Annotated in this window: 15 protein-coding genes; 2 read left to right on the forward strand and 13 right to left on the reverse strand. The window is 54.6% G+C overall.

The window, feature by feature from the left end; genetic code table 11:
- Positions 1–2 precede the first annotated feature (2 nt).
- From trpB to QN215_RS05520, 13 genes are all read right to left on the reverse strand, one after another.
- On the reverse strand, positions 3–2102 hold the full coding sequence (trpB, locus tag QN215_RS05460; protein ID WP_369345078.1) for a tryptophan synthase subunit beta: 2100 nt from the start codon (positions 2100–2102) through the stop codon (positions 3–5).
- A gap of 136 nt (positions 2103–2238) precedes the next feature.
- On the reverse strand, positions 2239–3855 hold the full coding sequence (locus QN215_RS05465; protein ID WP_369343346.1) for a chorismate-binding protein: 1617 nt from the start codon (positions 3853–3855) through the stop codon (positions 2239–2241).
- Entirely contained in the window at positions 3855–4301 is a 447-nt protein-coding gene (gene hisI / locus QN215_RS05470; protein WP_369343347.1) for a phosphoribosyl-AMP cyclohydrolase, read from the reverse strand. The genes QN215_RS05465 and hisI overlap by 1 nt, the downstream gene beginning before the upstream one ends.
- 100 nt (positions 4302–4401) lie before the next feature.
- On the reverse strand, positions 4402–5172 hold the full coding sequence (gene hisF / locus QN215_RS05475; RefSeq protein ID WP_369343348.1) for an imidazole glycerol phosphate synthase subunit HisF: 771 nt from the start codon (positions 5170–5172) through the stop codon (positions 4402–4404).
- Positions 5173–5326: 154 nt separating this feature from the next.
- Entirely contained in the window at positions 5327–6295 is a 969-nt protein-coding gene (locus tag QN215_RS05480) for a phosphatidate cytidylyltransferase (RefSeq protein ID WP_369343349.1), read from the reverse strand.
- A 51-nt stretch (positions 6296–6346) separates the two neighbouring features.
- Positions 6347–6901, reverse strand: a complete 555-nt coding sequence (gene frr, locus QN215_RS05485) for a ribosome recycling factor (protein WP_369343350.1) — start codon at positions 6899–6901, stop codon at positions 6347–6349.
- A gap of 20 nt (positions 6902–6921) precedes the next feature.
- Positions 6922–7698 carry a UMP kinase gene (pyrH, locus tag QN215_RS05490; RefSeq protein ID WP_369343351.1) on the reverse strand — a complete coding sequence of 259 codons (777 nt, stop codon included), beginning with the start codon at positions 7696–7698 and terminating at the stop codon, positions 6922–6924.
- 221 nt (positions 7699–7919) lie between these two features.
- Positions 7920–8768, reverse strand: coding sequence for a translation elongation factor Ts (tsf, locus tag QN215_RS05495; protein ID WP_369343352.1), 849 nt, complete (start codon positions 8766–8768; stop codon positions 7920–7922).
- 78 nt (positions 8769–8846) lie between these two features.
- Positions 8847–9713, reverse strand: a complete 867-nt coding sequence (gene rpsB, locus QN215_RS05500) for a 30S ribosomal protein S2 (protein WP_369343353.1) — start codon at positions 9711–9713, stop codon at positions 8847–8849.
- Between the two features lie 221 nt (positions 9714–9934).
- Positions 9935–10420, reverse strand: coding sequence for a peptide deformylase (def, locus tag QN215_RS05505; RefSeq protein ID WP_369343354.1), 486 nt, complete (start codon positions 10418–10420; stop codon positions 9935–9937).
- A gap of 15 nt (positions 10421–10435) precedes the next feature.
- Positions 10436–12532: a long-chain fatty acid--CoA ligase gene (locus QN215_RS05510; RefSeq protein ID WP_369343355.1), complete on the reverse strand. Its 2097-nt coding sequence runs from the start codon at positions 12530–12532 to the stop codon at positions 10436–10438.
- A gap of 40 nt (positions 12533–12572) precedes the next feature.
- Positions 12573–13055 (reverse strand): Rv3235 family protein, encoded by a 483-nt coding sequence (locus QN215_RS05515; protein ID WP_369343356.1) that lies wholly within the window; start codon positions 13053–13055, stop codon positions 12573–12575.
- Positions 13056–13225: 170 nt separating this feature from the next.
- On the reverse strand, positions 13226–14350 hold the full coding sequence (locus tag QN215_RS05520) for a GuaB3 family IMP dehydrogenase-related protein (RefSeq protein ID WP_369343357.1): 1125 nt from the start codon (positions 14348–14350) through the stop codon (positions 13226–13228).
- Positions 14351–14506: 156 nt separating this feature from the next.
- Here QN215_RS05520 and QN215_RS05525 point away from each other — a divergent pair, with 156 nt between their 5' ends.
- Positions 14507–15739 (forward strand): NADP-dependent isocitrate dehydrogenase, encoded by a 1233-nt coding sequence (locus QN215_RS05525; RefSeq protein ID WP_369343358.1) that lies wholly within the window; start codon positions 14507–14509, stop codon positions 15737–15739.
- Positions 15740–15914: 175 nt separating this feature from the next.
- Positions 15915–17537 carry a hypothetical protein gene (locus QN215_RS05530; RefSeq protein ID WP_369343359.1) on the forward strand — a complete coding sequence of 541 codons (1623 nt, stop codon included), beginning with the start codon at positions 15915–15917 and terminating at the stop codon, positions 17535–17537.
- The last annotated feature ends 12 nt before the right edge of the window (positions 17538–17549 follow it).

Here is a 17549-nt window from a genome sequence, read left to right on the forward strand (position 1 = left end):
GATCACTCTTCTCCATCAACGCTGTTGCCGTGGGCGCCATTGGCATCCAGAGCCTTGCTTTGTTCATCGGTAAGGAAGCCGAACCATTTTCCGGCAGTTGCCACATCCTTGTCGCCTCGACCAGAAATGTTGACGACAAGCACGGGGTTTTCTACACCCTTGTCTATCAGATCCTGCGCAGCCTTGTACGCACCAGCCACGGCATGAGATGATTCGAGCGCCGGAATGATGCCCTCGCTGCGAGACAGATCCAAGAACGCGCTCATGGCTTCCTTGTCGGTTGCATAATCGTAATGCACCCTGCCAATATCCTTCAGCCATGCATGTTCTGGTCCAACCGAAGCGTAATCAAGTCCGGCTGAAATCGAATAGGTGTCCAAGGTCTGGCCTTCGGCATTTTCAAGCAGATAGGATTTAGCGCCCTGGAATACGCCGAGCTGCCCGGTTCCCTCGGTCAGCCGAATGGCATGGTCGCCTGATTCAGGGCCGTTGCCACCAGCCTCATAGGCATAGAGCCGAACTCGTTCGTCATCGAGGAATGCGTTCATGATGCCAATGGCGTTGGAACCTCCGCCGACGCAGGCAATCACCGCATCGGGATGTTCGATGCCATAGTCATCCTGCAGCTGTTCCTTTGCCTCTTCTCCAATGATTTTCTGGAAGTCCCTCACCATGGTGGGGAACGGGTGCGGTCCGGCGACAGTTCCCAGCAGATAATGCGTGTCTTCAACGTTGGTTACCCAGTCGCGCAACGCTTCATTGATGGCATCCTTCAGAATGCGCGTGCCCTGGGTCACCTCGACCACCTCGGCACCAAGCATGCGCATGCGAGCTACGTTCAAGGCCTGACGTCGTGCATCGATCTGACCCATGTAGATGCGGCACTTCAAACCGAGCAGGGCACACACGGTAGCTGTGGCAACGCCGTGCTGACCTGCTCCAGTCTCAGCGATGACGCGATGCTTGCCCATGCGCTTGACCAGCAGACCCTGTCCGAGTGCGTTGTTGATCTTATGAGCCCCGGTATGGTTCAAGTCCTCTCGTTTGAGGAATACTCGTACCGGAGCGCTCACCTTGTCGCTGACGAGCTTCGCAAAACGAGGTGCCTCGGTCAATGCCGATGGGCGCCCAACATACTGCTTGGACAGTCGAGCGAACTCCTGATGGAACTCTGGATCAGCCTTTGCCTGCTTGTATACGTTTTCAAGCTCGTCAAGGGCATGAATCAAAGCCTCCGGGACATATCGTCCACCGTATTGTCCGAAATATGGACCCTCATGGGTACTGAGCGGCAGACTTTCTGATTGCTTCACGACTTTTCCTCCTTCAACGAGTCGACTGACGGCAAGTTCATGATCGCCAGCAGTCGCAACTCCTTCTCCGACCAGAACGGCATCTGCACCTGCTCTGGCATACATGTCGAGTTCCTTGATACCGAACACGCCTGATTCGGCAACGCGGATGACGTTTTCAGGCAGCTTGGCAGCCAAAGCCTTGTATTTGGTGACATCCACGGACAGATCTTTGAGATTGCGTGCATTGATGCCGATTATTCTCGCTCCGGCTGCCACTGCCCTATCGATCTCTTCGCGAGTATGAGTTTCGACAAGCGCACTGAGACCCAGCGAGTGTGCCAGTTCGAGCAGTTCGCGAAGCTTGTCATCTTCGAGGGCAGCGACTATCAGCAACACCACATCCGCGCCATGCGCCCGGGCTTCCCATATCTGGTACTGGGTGACGATGAAGTCCTTGTTGAGCACGGGAATCTGTACCGCTTGCCGCACGGCATCGAGGTCATCAAAGCTTCCCAGAAAGCGACGACGCTCGGTGAGCACCGAAATGGCGCTTGCACCACCGCGCTGATATTGCAATGCCAATGCTGCAGGGTCTTCGATATCGGCAAGATGACCCTTTGATGGCGAGGCACGCTTGATTTCAGCGATGATGGGAATGGAATCAGGCTGTCGAAGCCATCGAGTGGCATCCAAGGGCGTGCTCGTCATATTCCTCACCTGCTGTTGAAGCTGGGTCAAGGAAAGTCTGGCCTCACGTTCGCGCTGATCAGCTAACGCTCCTGCGACCAATTCATCTAGGACTGACATCATTCACCTCGCTATTCCACTCAATGTTCTTGCAACTTCTTTATGGAGACCGTATGTCTCACACATGTCATGTCTGGCAGTAATCACGTCTTGCAGTTCATTGCACTCACTGGTCATTGGACTCACTTGCAGACCATTAGATCTGCGTCAACTGTGCCGCAATCTGCACGGCTTCGACGGATGCCTCTGCCTTGTTGCGTGTTTCCTGCCATTCGTTTTCAGGAACCGAATCCAGCACGATGCCGGCACCAGCCTGCACGCTCGCCTTATGATCTCGAATGAAAGCGGTCCGAATCGCTATGGCCATATCCATGTTGCCAGAAAAGTCGAAGTAACCGACCGTGCCGCCATAGATGCCTCGATCAATGCCTTCGATATGGTCAATGATGCTGATGGCGCTCGTTTTCGGAGCCCCGCTTAACGTCCCTGCAGGGAATGCCGAGGTGAACACATCAAAGGTCGATGCACCCGGTGAAAGCTTTCCGGTTACTGTCGAAGCGATATGCATGATATGGCTGAATCGCTTGATGTCCATCAGCGAGACGACGCTCACCGTCGAAGGATCGCAGACACGCGAAAGGTCGTTGCGAGCCAAATCAACCAGCATGATATGTTCGCTGCGCTCCTTTGGATCGGCCAACAGTTCCTTGGCCAGACGCTGATCCTCTTCAGGGGTTGCACCCCTGGGACGAGAGCCAGCTATCGGGAAGGTCAGTGCCTGACCACGGTCCACCTTGATTAACGTTTCCGGACTGGAACCGATGACATTGAAATCCCTGCCCTGAGCATCCGTCAAGGCGAAGAAGTACATATAAGGGCTGGGATTGAGCGTGCGCAGCACCCGATAGATGTCGAATGGCCGTGAAGGGGCATCAAGATCAAGTCGTTGCGATATCACCACCTGGAATGCGTCACCATCGATGACGTGCTGCTGTGCCCTTGCAACCCATTGCTCGTAATCGCTTTTGGCTGTGCGGAACCTGAGCTTGGGTCTGGGCTTAGCTGCATCAATACTACCGATGTATGCCACTGACTGGGCAGGATGCGCTGCATCGTTCTGCATGGCATTGAGCCGAGCGACAGCCTCGTCATAAGCGTCATCCGCACGTGTTGGCCGGTCGTCGATATTGACTGCATTGGCAATCATCCAGACAGATCCGCTGAAATGGTCGACTACGGCAATGTCGGTTGCCAGTGCGAGCACGAGTTCAGGCTGACCGGTTTCGTTTACCGCATCGTGGGGAAGCTTCTTCTCCCAGTGACGCGTTGCATCCCAGCCGACGGTGCCGACCAGTCCACTGGTCAGGTTGGGAAGTCCGTCCACTTCTGGAGCCTTGAGAATATTCAGCGTCTCGCGTGCGACATCGATGACGTAGCCATGCTGCGGAACTCCGGCTGGCACTCGTCCGAGCCAGTCCGCCTCACCCTGGTTTGAGCGCAGCTGCGCTATGGAATGCACGCCAATGAACGAGTAGCGATTCCATGAACCGGCATGATCGGCGGTTTCGAGGATGAAGCTGCCACTTCGACCGTGGGCAAGCCGCTCATAGAAGCCGACCGGTGTCAGCGTGTCCCCGAGCAATCTCCTGACAATCGGGATGATGCGGTATCCGGCATCGGCAAGACGGTGGAATTCGTCGCGATCTGGCCATGTTGAGCCCCATTGCAGATTCTTGACACTGCAGCGAGGGTCATGGGAAGCTCGTTCATCTCTGTTGGGAACGTCATTGCCTGGCCGTTCAGCATTGCTCATCAGACACTCTTCTCTTCGTTACTGCGCGTTCCAACGACAACGGGTAAAGGTCCACCGGAAAGGAAGCATGTACGTGCGCCCGTATGGCATGCTGCTCCGACCTGATCGACTTCGACAAGAATGGCATCGCCATCGCAGTCAAGATTGAAGGCCTTGACATACTGCACATGTCCCGATGTGTCGCCCTTGCGCCAGAATTCCTGACGCGACCGAGACCAGAAGGTTACTCGGCCTGTGGTCAATGTGCGACGGACGGCTTCATCGTTCATATATCCGACCATCAGCACTTCTTTGCTGTCATATTGCTGAATGACGGCGGCAACGAGACCTTTCGCGTCATGCTTCAGCCGTTGCTGAATGCGTGGATCCAGACTGTCGGAGTTGTCATATTGCACATCGCTTGTATGTTGCGTGGTTTCCTTCAATGTATTCACACCCTGATTCATGCGAGCGGCACCGTGCCGGGCTACTCATGCTTCGTGTTTCAATTGCTGTACAGTCTAGAGTTTTGCCATCGAAATGGAGTGAAGTGTCTCACGGTGATTCCTATCTGACCTGATACCCAGCATCGTGCAAGGCATGTTTTACCTGCGCGATGGTGATGATTCCATAATGGAACACGGATGCTGCCAACACGGCATCGGCACCTGCGGCTACGGCAGGAGGGAAATCCTCGACCTTGCCCGCACCGCCGCTGGCAATGAGCGGGATGCTGACTTCTTTGCGCACTGCGGCAATCATCTCAAGATCGAAGCCATTCTTGGTACCATCCGCATCCATCGAGTTGAGCAGCATTTCCCCAGCTCCCAGCTCCTCCGCACGTTTGACCCACCAGAGCGCATCGATGCCGGTGCGTTTGCGACCACCCATGGTCGTGACCTCGAAGCCGGATTGCGTATGCTGCGTGCCCTGCTCGCGTCGGGCATCGATGGACAGCACGATCACCTGGCTGCCGAAGCGATTGGAAATGTCGGAAATGAGTTGAGGATTGTTGATCGCTGCCGTGTTCACGCCAATCTTGTCAGCTCCGCAGCGCAGGAGAGAATCAACGTCCTCGATGCTGCGCACACCTCCGCCCACCGTGAGCGGAATGAATAGCTGCTCTGCCGTTCGAGTCACGACATCGATCATGGTATTGCGGTGCGAGGATGATGCCGTCACATCAAGGAAGGTGAGTTCGTCTGCGCCTTGACGGTAGTATTCCGCGGCGAGTTCGACAGGATCGCCCGCATCTCGGAGATTTTCAAAGTGAACGCCCTTGACCACTCTTCCAGCATCAACATCCAAACAGGGAATAACCCTTATGGCAAGCGACATTTCGTGCTCCTCGTGTGTAACCGTGGTGAATCGTCTACAGGTTCTGCAAGAGCCTGCACCTCATCAACGTGCTTGAGACGGTATCAGTTGTTGTTTCAGACTACTCATAACATGCGACGCGCATATGACGCCGCTGGCGAATCGATGCCGTGCATTATTGCAGTGCGAGTATCAGAACTGCAGCGATGAAGGGCGCGCACATCAAGATGGAATCAACACGGTCGAGCACACCGCCGTGTCCTTTGAGCAGATGGCCCATATCCTTGAGGCCAAGATCTCTTTTGAGCATCGATGCGCAGAGATCGCCGAAGGTGCCAACAATTCCAACAAGAATTCCCAGCATGATGGGCACCCACCATCGGGTCCTCCATAATGACGCATCAAAGGTAGTCGCTACCGCCACGAAGGCACCAATCATGGCAAACAGCATCGACCCAATCAATCCCTCATATGACTTCTTCGGTGAGATTCGCGGCGAAAGCTTATGCTTGCCCAGCAAGGCCCCGAAGAAAAGGCCTCCAATGTCACTCAGGGCAGGCAGAAATACCAGCATGCACGCATTCACGATGTTCAAGCGCTGCATATGCAGTGGAAGAATGAGGAAGCATGCGAGCAGCGGTATGTAAGCAACGGTGAAGAGCGAAACTCCCACGTTCGAAAAAGCGCCTTTCGACGTTATCGCATTGTCGTGGTTGTATGAAGATTCCAAACGTGCGGCTGATTCGGAAGCCGACAGCTTGGTAGCCACAGCCATGGGAACCCGAGTGCCGAAGGTGAGCCGCACCGTGGCTGAAATCACGACGAGCAGTGCAGTGAGCATGATGCTCAGGCCCATTGCAATCAATGGTCGTGGAGCATAGAAGGTCAGCAGAATCGATGCAACCGAGCAGACGGAAAGCGTGATGAATGGTATGTGCAGACCTGCCGTTGCAAAATCGACGCGTAGCTCCCACAGACCTAGAACCATGAATACGGCGATGAGCATGACGAATACATCGATTTTTATCACCAGACACGCAAGAATGATGATCACCAGAAGCGCGCCGGTAGCAACAGCTTGGGGCATGTTGCGCCCGGTGCGCTTGTTGATCGCCTTCAGCGCATCTTCAGTTTCGTTCTGCATGGTCTAACACTTCGTATTCGAACAATGGTTTCCGCAACGTCATGAGGACTTTTAGACTTCGAGAATTTCCTTTTGCTTGCCTTCAAGCAAATCGTCGATGGAGTCAGAGATCTTCTTGGTGACGGTATCCAGCTCCTTCTGCAGACGCTTGCCTTCGTCCTCGCCAAGATTGCCATCCTTGACCGATGTCTCGATGCTTTCCTTGGTTTTGCGACGAATGTTGCGTACGGCGATCTTACCATCTTCAGCCTTGCTCTTGGCGAGTTTGACATAATCCTTGCGACGATCCTCGGTCAGTTCAGGAAGCGTGACTCGAATCACATTGCCATCGCGATTCGGGTTGACACCCAGATCCGAATCCCTGATGGCCTTTTCCACGGCAGCGGCCTGAGATGCATCAAACGGAGTGACGGCCAAGGTCCTTGGTTCAGGAACACCGATGGAAGCCACGGCTTTGAGCGGCGTTGGTGAACCGTAATAGTCGACGGTGATTCCGTTGAGGAGGGCTGGGTTGGCTCGTCCCGTGCGGATGCCTACGAAGTTTTCCTTGGTTGATTCGACAGACTTGTTCATCTGAGCCTGTGCCTGATCTACGATATTTGCCATATGAGTTCCTTAGCTCTTGATTACTCGGTTACTGATTCCTGATCGCACACCAATGTGCCCAGCGTTGCACCCTGCAATGCCTTGGTGACATTATCTGACTTTTCAAGTCCGAACACACGAATCTTCATGCTGTTGTCACGTGCCATGGAAAGTGCGGCAGCATCCATAACGGCGAGATTGTCAACCAGCGCACGCTTGTAGCTCAACCGTGTGAACATCTTCGCGGAAGCATCCTTATGAGGATCAGCGGTGTACACGCCCTCGACTCCATTTTTGCCCATCAGCACTTCGGCGCAGTGGATTTCCAAGGCTCGTTGAATGGAAACCGTATCGGTTGAGAAGTAAGGCATGCCAGCACCGGCACCGAAAATGACGACCCTACCCTTTTCCAGGTGTCGAATCGCCTTCTGCGGAATGTAGGGTTCAGCGACCTGACCCATCGTGATTGCCGTCTGCACGCGAGTGGCCTGACCCTCCTGCTCGAGAAAGTCCTGCAGGGCAAGACAGTTCATAACCGTGCCGAGCATACCCATGTAATCACCGCGGGAACGTTCAATTCCTGCCTGACTGAGTTGGGCACCGCGGAAGAAGTTGCCGCCGCCCACAACGATGGCCACCTGAACTCCATGTTTCACGGCAATGGCGATTTCTGAAGCGATACGGCTTACCACCGTGGTGTCAACGCCAACGGCTCCCCCACCAAATGCTTCACCCGAGAGTTTCAGTAACACTCGTCTAGGCTCTACCGTTGCTTTGCTTGTATCCTGATCACTCTCAGGCACGTCATCGTAGGTCATTTGAAGCCTTTCATTGCCTCGCAAGCCGTTTTAACCGTATATCAGGCTATCGGTGAACTGCGACATTGCAGTGCAGCAAGCAGCTGAATATGGGCAGCTGAGCAATGCAAAGCGAAGGACGGTGAGCCTGACAACTGCCAGGCTCACCGTCCTTCGCATTACTGATTCATGTATGACAAGCAATGCCAACAAAGGCGGCTTACATGCCATGCACTACGAAATCACTCTTCGCCCTTGCCCACTTCGAGTCGTGCGAAGTCAACGGCCTGTGCACCGGCAGCCTTGAACAGGTCACCGATTGTCTTGGACGTGTCCTTGACATATTCCTGCTCCAGAAGCACCGTCTCCTTGAAGAAGGCATTCAAACGACCCTCCACGATACGCGGAATGATCTTTTCAGGCTTGCCTTCAGCCTGTGACTTCTCCGTGGCCACGCGAGTCTCTGTCTCGACGACATCGGCAGGAACGTCTTCGCGACGCAACCACTTGGGGCTCATGGCAGAAATCTGCAAGGCGACCTCATGAGCGATGGAAGCTCCTGCTTCATCCGTTGCCACTACAGCAACGATTGAAGGAGGCAGCTCGACGGACTTGTGATGCGCGTAGATCTCAACGTGTGGACCTGCGACGCGAGCGAACTGACCAAGCTTGACATGCTCGTGGAACAGGGCTCCGGCCTCTTCGATGGTCTCGTTGACGGTGCCAGACTTCGAGGCAGCCTTGAGCACGTCTTCCGGTGTCTTGGCATCGGCCTTGGCGACATCGGCAACGACTTCGTCTCCAAATTCCACGAACTGTGGTGTCTTGGCAACAAAGTCGGTTTCTGAATTCAACTCGACGGCATAAGCGACCTGACCATCGGCAGCGTCAGTAACGGTGGATGCGATCAGACCTTCCTGAGCCTTGCGGCCCTCGCGCTTTCCAGCAGCCTGAATGCCCTTGGCACGAATGATTTCCTTCGCTCGTGCGACATCGCCTTCAGCTTCGGTGAGCGCCTTCTTGACGTCCATCATTCCGGCGCCAGTCGCATCACGCAGCTCTTTGATGAGTGCGGCAGTAATCTTTGCCATAGAAACTCTCCTCTGTGATAACTTGCCGGTCGCAGCGTTGACGCACTGCGACCGGAATGCAAGTTCCTGATGCCGAAACTACTCGGCCTTTGCTTCCTGATTTGGCTCTGCTGCAGGTGCTGCATCTGTCTTGTCAGCGGCAGCTGCACCTTCTGCACCTTCTGCGGTCTTCTCGCCTTCTGGAGTCTGAAGAAGATCCTTCTCCCATGCTGCCATCGGCTGTTCTGCGGTCTCTTCAGCCTTGGCAGCCTTGCCGGAACGCTCCAGCAGACCCTCGGCAACGGCATCAGCCATCAGTGAAGTGAGCAGTTCGATGCCACGAATGGCGTCATCGTTTGCAGGGATTGGATAGGTTACAGTCTCAGGGTCGGTGTTCGTGTCGACGAGTGCAACGACAGGAATGTGCAGCTTGTGCGCTTCCTGCACGGCAAGAGCTTCCTTGTTGATGTCGATGATGAACAGAGCCGAAGGAGTGCGGTTCATGTTGCGAATGCCGCCGAGCTGCTTCTCGAGCTTGTCCTTTTCACGCTCAAGCAGCAGGAGTTCCTTCTTCGTCAGGCCGGAAGCGTGAACGTCATTGAAGTCCATCTCTTCAAGTTCCTTGAGACGGGAGACGCGCTTGGTGACGGTCTGGAAGTTGGTGAGCATGCCGCCCAGCCAGCGTTCGGAAACATAGGGCATGTTCACGCGGGTTGCCTGGGTCTTGACTGCATCCTGGGCCTGCTTCTTGGTTCCAACGAACAGAATGGTGCCATTGTGGGCAACGGTCTGCTTGATGAAGTCATAAGCCTTGTCGATCAAATCGAGCGATTTGAAAAGATTGATGATGTGAATGCCGTTGCGCTCGGTGAGAATGTACTGCTTCATCTTCGGATCCCAGCGACGTGTCTGATGTCCGAAGTGGATGCCAGCCTTGAGCATTTCGCTCATGGTGATCTGTGCCATGATAGATACCTTTCATTGTCGGTTATTGCCTGGTCATGCGAACCTGAGTGCAACCTGAAGAGGCCGACCGACACAGGTCGTCGCCGACATGACGCGATGTCGTGTGTCATTTCTAGGAAAAGTTCGAATCCATAGAGCCTGCGACTGCCTATCGATTCATCGACACACAAATCTACATACTATCATGAGCCGTCGCCAGCATTGGCTATCCGCATTGGCTATCAATGGGCATGCGAGCGAAGCTCTCGCAACGCCTTGCGTCGCACGTCCTTTTCCAGACGATCAATGTAGACGTGGCCATCAAGATGGTCACATTCGTGCTGCAGCATTCTCGCCTTGATGCCATGGCCTTCAACGGTGATTTCGCCGCCTGACAAGTCGATGCCTCGCACGCGTGCAAATTCGGCACGGCGCGTGTCATACCACAATCCCGGCAAAGAGAGACACCCTTCGGCACCAATCTGTTCGCCCGAAGTCTCCTCCAGCACGGGGTTGATGACGTAGCCAAGTTCTTCGTCGATATTGAACGAGAAGATGCGCAAGGGCACACCGATCTGATTCGCAGAAAGCCCCGCTCTGCCAGGATCATTGACCGTATCCAGCAAATCCCGCACCAACCGTTCGATGGCGGGCGTTATGGACTGCACTGAGTCACAGACGGTACGAAGAATCGGATCGGGAACCACACGAATGTCACGAATTGCCAAAACTGCTCCTGAAACTTAGATATCAGAGCCTTGAGCATTGCCATCATGCGCATCAAAGCCTTCTTCATGGGATGAAGGCTCAGTGTCCGCAGAGGAGTCCTGCTCGGCCTGAGAACGAATTCTCTCAGAAACGTTAGCAAGGGAATCAGACACATTGCTGCGCGCACGGTCCAGGCTGCCGAGCATTTCGTTGATGCGCGGCATGGCATTGTCGTGGGCTTTATTGACGAGCGGTGAAATCGATTCGGAAGCTCGTTCCATCAGCTTTGCAGACGCGGGGACGGGTCTCGGCTGGCCAGGTCTTGGAGCATAGAGCACCTTGTCGATCAGATTCTCGTATTGGCGAAGCACCTGTGGTCGCACAACCTTCATGCTAGGAGTGAGCGTACCGCGCTCCTGCGTGAAGTCCTCGTCCAGAATCAGGAATTTTCTTACCGATTCCGCCCGAGAGACGCTGCTGTTGGCCTGATCGACAAACTGCTGGATATACGATCGAACCGCTTCGTTGCTTACCGCCTGAGCCATGGTGATCGAGGCATCCAGTTTCTGCGATGTCAGCCAGTTCTTCAGCATGTCGGGGTCGAGCGTGACCAAAGCGCCTATGAAAGGCTTTCCGTCGCCTACAACCACTGCCTGCGACACGATGGGGCACGATGCAATCGTATCCTCCATGGGAGCGGGGCTGATGTTTTTGCCTCCTGCAGTGATGATGATGTCTTTCTTTCTCCCGGTGATGAACACGAAGCCCTCGTCGTTGAGCTGAGCCAAGTCTCCGGTGTGCAGCCATCCATCGGCATCGACGGTGTTCTGTGCCAGCTCCGGCTGACCATAGTATCCGACGAATACGTTCGGTCCCTTGACGAGGAGCTCATCATCATCGGCGATGCGAACGGAAATGCCTGGGCCAGGACGACCTACCGATCCGACGATATTGTCATGCTCGCCATTGACGCAGCATGGCGCAGCCGTTTCGGTCATGCCATACCCCTGGATGAAGGTTATGCCGTCGAATCCGTTGAAGAAGTTCGCCAGATCGGCATTCATTGGTGCTCCGCCGCATGCCAGATAGCTCAGGTTCGGACCAAGCGCCGAACGAATCGAAGAACCCACCGTACGCATATAGAAGGAATGACGCATCTGCGCGATGACGCCATGATTGCCACTCTCCTGCTCGTCCTTTGACCATTGCACGAAATGCTTGAACGCACTGGCGAAGAGCCGGCCTTTGAATCCGGTTCCTGCCTTCTGCGATGCTGCGTTGTAAACCTTTTCGAATACTCGCGGCACACCGAGCAGATATGTCGGTTTGAAGCTGCGCAGATCGGCCAGAAGATGCTTGGCGTTGGGAACATACCCGACGACGCCCTGTGCCCCGATGCATACATATTGAATATAGCGGGCAAAGCAATGGGCCAAAGGAAGGAAGAGCAGCAACCTGGTGGGTGCAGCCAGCATGTCCGGCAACGCCTCATATCCGGCAAAGACGATATGGACGAAGTTCCGGTTCGATAGCATGACTCCCTTGGGTTTGCCCGTAGAACCTGAAGTGTACACGATGGTCAACAGATCATCCGCATGAACGTCTGCGATGCTCTTGTCGAGAGCTTCGTCAGTAACTGCCCTGCCGAAGTCGCTGACGGCATTGAGGCCTTCATTTTCAAAGTTAAAGACAAATTTCAGCTTGTTGTCGTCGAGGCGAACCTGTTCCATGATCTGCGTGTGATCGTTGTCGCCGGCAAACGCGACGACGGGATCCACGGCCTGGGTTATTGCAGCCGCCTGCTTGCTCGAATCGGTTTCGTAGATCGGCACGCTTACAGCACCAATAGCCGCACACGCAAAGTCGACTATCCCCCAGTCATAGCTCGTGGCGGAATAGATGATGATCTTGCTTCCCTTGACCACTCCCAAGGCAAGCAAACCCTTGGCAACCTGGCGCACCCGGTCAAGCATCTGCTCTGCCTTGACATCGTGCCAAGCCCTGGTATTCTCGTCCTGCCACTGAGCGATCACATCTTCGGGATCGCGTTTGCTGCGATTGCGCAGCAACGAATATACAGTATCGTCGTCCGTCGTTGGTCGGTTAGTTTTCACGGTGAATTCTCGCAACATGGATACCACTATAGAACCAGGCCAGAATCGTGGACGTGCACTACCCGATATCCAACAAGGAGCACCTCCATCGGCCACGTTCGACCTGCAGCACGATATTCGCCCAATAATGGCTGTCTCCTATGCTGAAGCAGACCGACACCTCATAGGTTTCCGGCCCTACCAGCAAGCCATGAATATGCTGCGGCACCACGGGCATATGTCTGAGCTCGTCCCTCACGAAACCCTTCTTCGGTCGTGACTGATGCAGAAGATTGGAAAAGGTGAGCAGCCGTCGAATCAGTTCAGGCTTGAGATAGCGCTCCAGCATCTTGGCATCGAGGCGATGACGGACCACATCCATGGCGATGCATGCGTTGCGGCAGGCGACGACTGCCAGTTGATAGCATTCCTCGTTGCTGATGGTGGAGGGAATGCAGCGCGCGATGCGTATCGGTATTGGCTTCATGGTCGCGACGATGCGGACCTTGCCAACATATGGTCCGGTTATTACCGGTTGTGCATCTTTGGTGGGAGCATCCATAACTTGTCCTCAACTACTAGCATTCGCTGTGCGCGTCATAGGTAGATTGAGCATCTCAGAGTTTTGACAAGTCGTCAAGATGACGATGAGTCTGTCGCAGATTGAGAACAGACCCATCGCCATCTTTACAGGAGCGGGTTATGGATGTTTCAGGAACGACCCTCGTCCGTTCAGATGTGCTGGTAAGGCGTGACGACGACGGAGCAGCGTTGGAAGTTCTTTACATCGACATAGCCAGTCGAAGCCATGGCCCTACGCAAAGCACCGATGTAGTTCGTGGCACCATCTGCCTGATGGCTTGGACCGAACAACACCTGCTGAAGCGGTGCAACGGTGCCCACCTCGACGCGATTGCCTCGCGGGAGCGTCTCATGATGAGCCTCTGACCCCCAATGCATGCCCTTGCCAGGTGCTTCGCTCGATCTGGCAAGAGGAGCTCCCAGCATCACTGCATCGGCCCCCATGGCCAGAGCTTTGACGAAGTTCCCTGACGTGCCCATTCCGGCATCGGCAATAACCTGAACGTAGCGTCCGCCCGACTCGTCAAGATAGTCACGACGTGCCTCGGCAACGTCTGCTATGGATGTCGCCATTGGTGCGTGGACTCCGATGGTCGTTCTGGTAGGCGAAACGGCGCCTCCCCCGAAACCTACAAGCACTCCGGCGGCACCCGTGCGCATAAGATGCAAGGCAGCCTGGTAGGTTGCGGCACCGCCAACGATTACAGGAACATCAAGTTCATAGATAAACTTCTTCAGATTCAAGGGCTGGTGGTTGGTAGACACGTGTTCGGCAGACAAGGCGGTGCCGCGAATGACGAACAGATCGACACCGGCCTTGATCAGCGTGGCAGTGAATTCCTGCGTGTGCTGTGGAGAAAGCGCACCGGCCACGGTCACCCCCGCCTTGCGAATCTCCTGAATGCGCTCTGTGATCAGCTCAGCCTTGATGGGTTCGCGATAGATTTCCTGAATCCTTGCAGTAGCCTTGTCGGCAGGCAGCTCGGAAATCTCTTGCAACAGTGAAGACGGATCCTCATAGCGTGTCCAGAGACCTTCCATGTCAAGCACACCAAGGCCTCCGAGCTTACCCAGTGCAATGGCCGTCTGTGGACTCATAACCGAGTCCATCGGAGCTCCAAGAACGGGGATGCCGAATTCATAGGCATCTATCTGCCAGGATGTGGAAACATCTTCCGGATCGCGAGTTCGACGTGAAGGTACTATGGCTACATCATCGAGTGAATATGCAAGGCGGGCCTTTTTGCCGAGCCCGATTTCGATTTCCTGAGACATAGTTCATAGGCTAATGCTCATGCCCGACCTATGCCCGACCCTCAAGTGGCCATGTACCGACCAAAGATCGAGTACCACGGTGCAATCGGTTAACATGAATGATGTATCAATGGGATTCGAAGCCGCCGCCATGCAAGGCGATCTTAGGAGGAATTCATGCCTACAAGCAACACTTCCAAAATCAAAGTCGAGGGCACCGTTGTGGAACTCGACGGCGATGAAATGACCCGCGTCATATGGAAGGACATCAAGAATCGTCTGATTCTGCCATATCTTGATCTCAATCTGGACTATTACGATCTGGGAATCGAGAATCGTGACAGGACCGACGATCAGGTGACCATCGACTCAGCCAACGCAATTCTGAAAACGCATGTTGGGGTAAAATGCGCGACCATCACACCCGATGAGGCCCGAGTGAAGGAATTCGGTCTGAAGAAGATGTGGAAGTCACCGAATGGAACGATCCGCAACATTCTGGGCGGCACGATTTTCCGCGAACCCATCGTCATCTCGAATGTGCCACGTCTCGTTCCAGGCTGGACCAAACCGATCATCGTCGCCAGACACGCATTTGGGGACCAGTACAAGGCTACCGATTTCACCGTTCCAGGCAAAGGCAAGCTGACCGTCACCTTCACTCCGGAGGATGGTTCGGCTCCAATCGAGCATCTCGTCTATGACTATCCGGGCGCAGGCATCGCGCAGGTTCAATACAATCTCGACGAATCCATCAGCGGCTTCGCTCGGGCATGTTTCAACTATGGGCTGCTGCGTCACTGCCCGGTGTACCTGAGCACGAAGAATACGATCCTCAAGGCCTATGACGGCAGATTCAAGGACATCTTCCAAGAGATATTCGAAACCGAATATAAGCAACGCTATGATGCGGAAGGTCTGACTTACGAACATCGACTCATCGACGACATGGTTGCCAGCTCATTGAAGTGGAGTGGCGGATACGTCTGGGCATGCAAGAACTACGATGGTGACGTACAATCCGACACCGTTGCCCAAGGCTTCGGTTCGCTTGGCCTCATGACATCGGTGCTTATGACACCTGACGGTCAGACCGTGGAGGCAGAGGCTGCCCACGGCACGGTGACCAGACACTATCGTCGATGGCAGAAGGGCGAGAAAACCTCGACCAACCCCATCGCTTCCATCTATGCGTGGACCGGTGGTCTGAAGCATAGGGCCAAATTGGATGGCAATCCGCAGTTGCAGCACTTTGCGGAAAGTCTGGAACGTGTCATCATCGAAACCGTCGAATCAGGCAAGATGACCAAGGATCTCGCACTTCTCGTAGGACCGGAGCAGCCTTGGCTCGATACCGAAGGCTTCATGGATGCCTTGGATGAAGCGCTCGCCAAGAAAATACACGACTGAATACTCGCTTCGGCCAGTATGAGCCCGTTGCCGTATGAGGCGAATGCCTCTCGCAGCGGGCTTTGTCATGTCCGAGACAAGCTCGCAGTCTTCGGTATGGCTCAGGCTCTACAATGGTGATGTCTCGAATACTGGTGGGCTCATGAGACGATGTTGATTGTTGCGAAGGGATTGCATGAACTGTATAGGGAAACGACTGGGACATGTCATCGCAATGGGCTTGAGTCTGTGTCTGATAGCGACCACATTCGGATGCTCTTCGGCACCGACTCCGACGAAGAGCAGCACTTCGAGCACAGCAGTGCGAGGTTCTGTGGCAATGTTCGTGCCTGCAGATGGCGTGACCTTTTCGGAACATACGCCACTGAACAAGTGGGCGACATTCACGCCGGAAGTGCAGGATGCCTTGGTTACAACCGAAGGCTTTCACAAGGATGCAATCACGACCACAGCCTCCGACAGCCTCGACGCTCAAAGCCGAGCGGTTCAGGACTATGTCGTAGGACACGTCACTTCGCAGAGTTCTGGTACTTCCAGCGCATCCGAAAGCTTCAAGCCCAGTCAGGAAACCATCATCATCGCGCCAGTTGCCGCCAATGACGATGCTATCCGGCAGTACGGTGATTATGTAGATCAACACGTTGGCTGGAATGAAACAACTGCCGATGCTTCATCCGCATCCAGCTCCCCTTCGGGTTCGGACTCTTCGTCTCCCTCACCCACGCCATCAAGTTCAGGCGACGATGGTCCGATGCTTGCGCAGCGGGCTGCCGGAGAACGTCTTGTGGCTGCCCTGCGTCTCGCACAACGTTCAGGCATGCATGTCATCGTCGTAGCCAATACTCTTCAAGGATTCACCCCTGAATTATTTGTCAGGATGGCGACCGCCCGTGAAATCGGCATCGTGCAGGCCAAGCAGCTGGTCAGCAAGCTTGCATTGAACTCGACAAGTTCGGAAAACCCTAAGCATATTGAAGTGATGATTCCCGTTTCGCGCAGTGCCGACGACGACACGGATACAGACTCGGCAGGAAATCTGTTCGCCAAGGAAGCCTTTGCGGGAATTTGGAGCGTGCTCGGAACATATTACCGCGATGGGCGTGTCACCAGCCCATCGAACACCTTGACGGCTTCGAGCACCGATTCCAGTTGGAACGATGTTGTGTTCGACGCGAGAAAGACATCCTCGGCACAGACTGCACTTGCCAGCCGACTTGGCAAGACCCCCGAAGGGCAGGATGTTCCCGCAACCATCAATGGAGTTCTTGCCATGAATGATTTCGTCGCATCCGGCATCATCGCAGAGTTGAAGAAGCTTGGTTACACGGGATCTTCCTCCGACATCAATCCGCAGATCAGCATCTCTGGAATCGTTGGCAACATCGCTGGCAAGCATGATTTGCAAAAGGGGAAGGCACCCGACCCGAAACGTGCTCCCACACAATCGAGCAGCGATGGTTCGGACAGTTCGGCCGCTGCGGACGGGAAGTCTTCGACGGCCTGGCCCATCATCACGGGCTATGGCTCCTATGTCGACAATATTCCGTCGATTGTTGACGGATTGCAGTGGATGACGGCGATTGAGGATCGAAAGAGCCTGGCAACCGATCTGGCACACGCCACGGCTCTGCTCAATGCAGGAGGAAACCTTACGTCACTGACTTCAATCGGTCAGGACACGATAGAGGGTACGAAAGTGCCGACTCTGTCTCGTGAGCAGCTCGTCATATCTGCATCAAATCTCAAGTCCATACTGCTCGACAAGGATTACATCACACCTGCTGAGGCTGGTCTATAGGACGAAGCGTGA

This window comes from Bifidobacterium sp. WK041_4_12, from assembly GCF_041080795.1.
In the GTDB taxonomy this organism is placed as follows: Bacteria; Actinomycetota; Actinomycetes; order Actinomycetales; family Bifidobacteriaceae; genus Bombiscardovia; species Bombiscardovia aquikefiricola.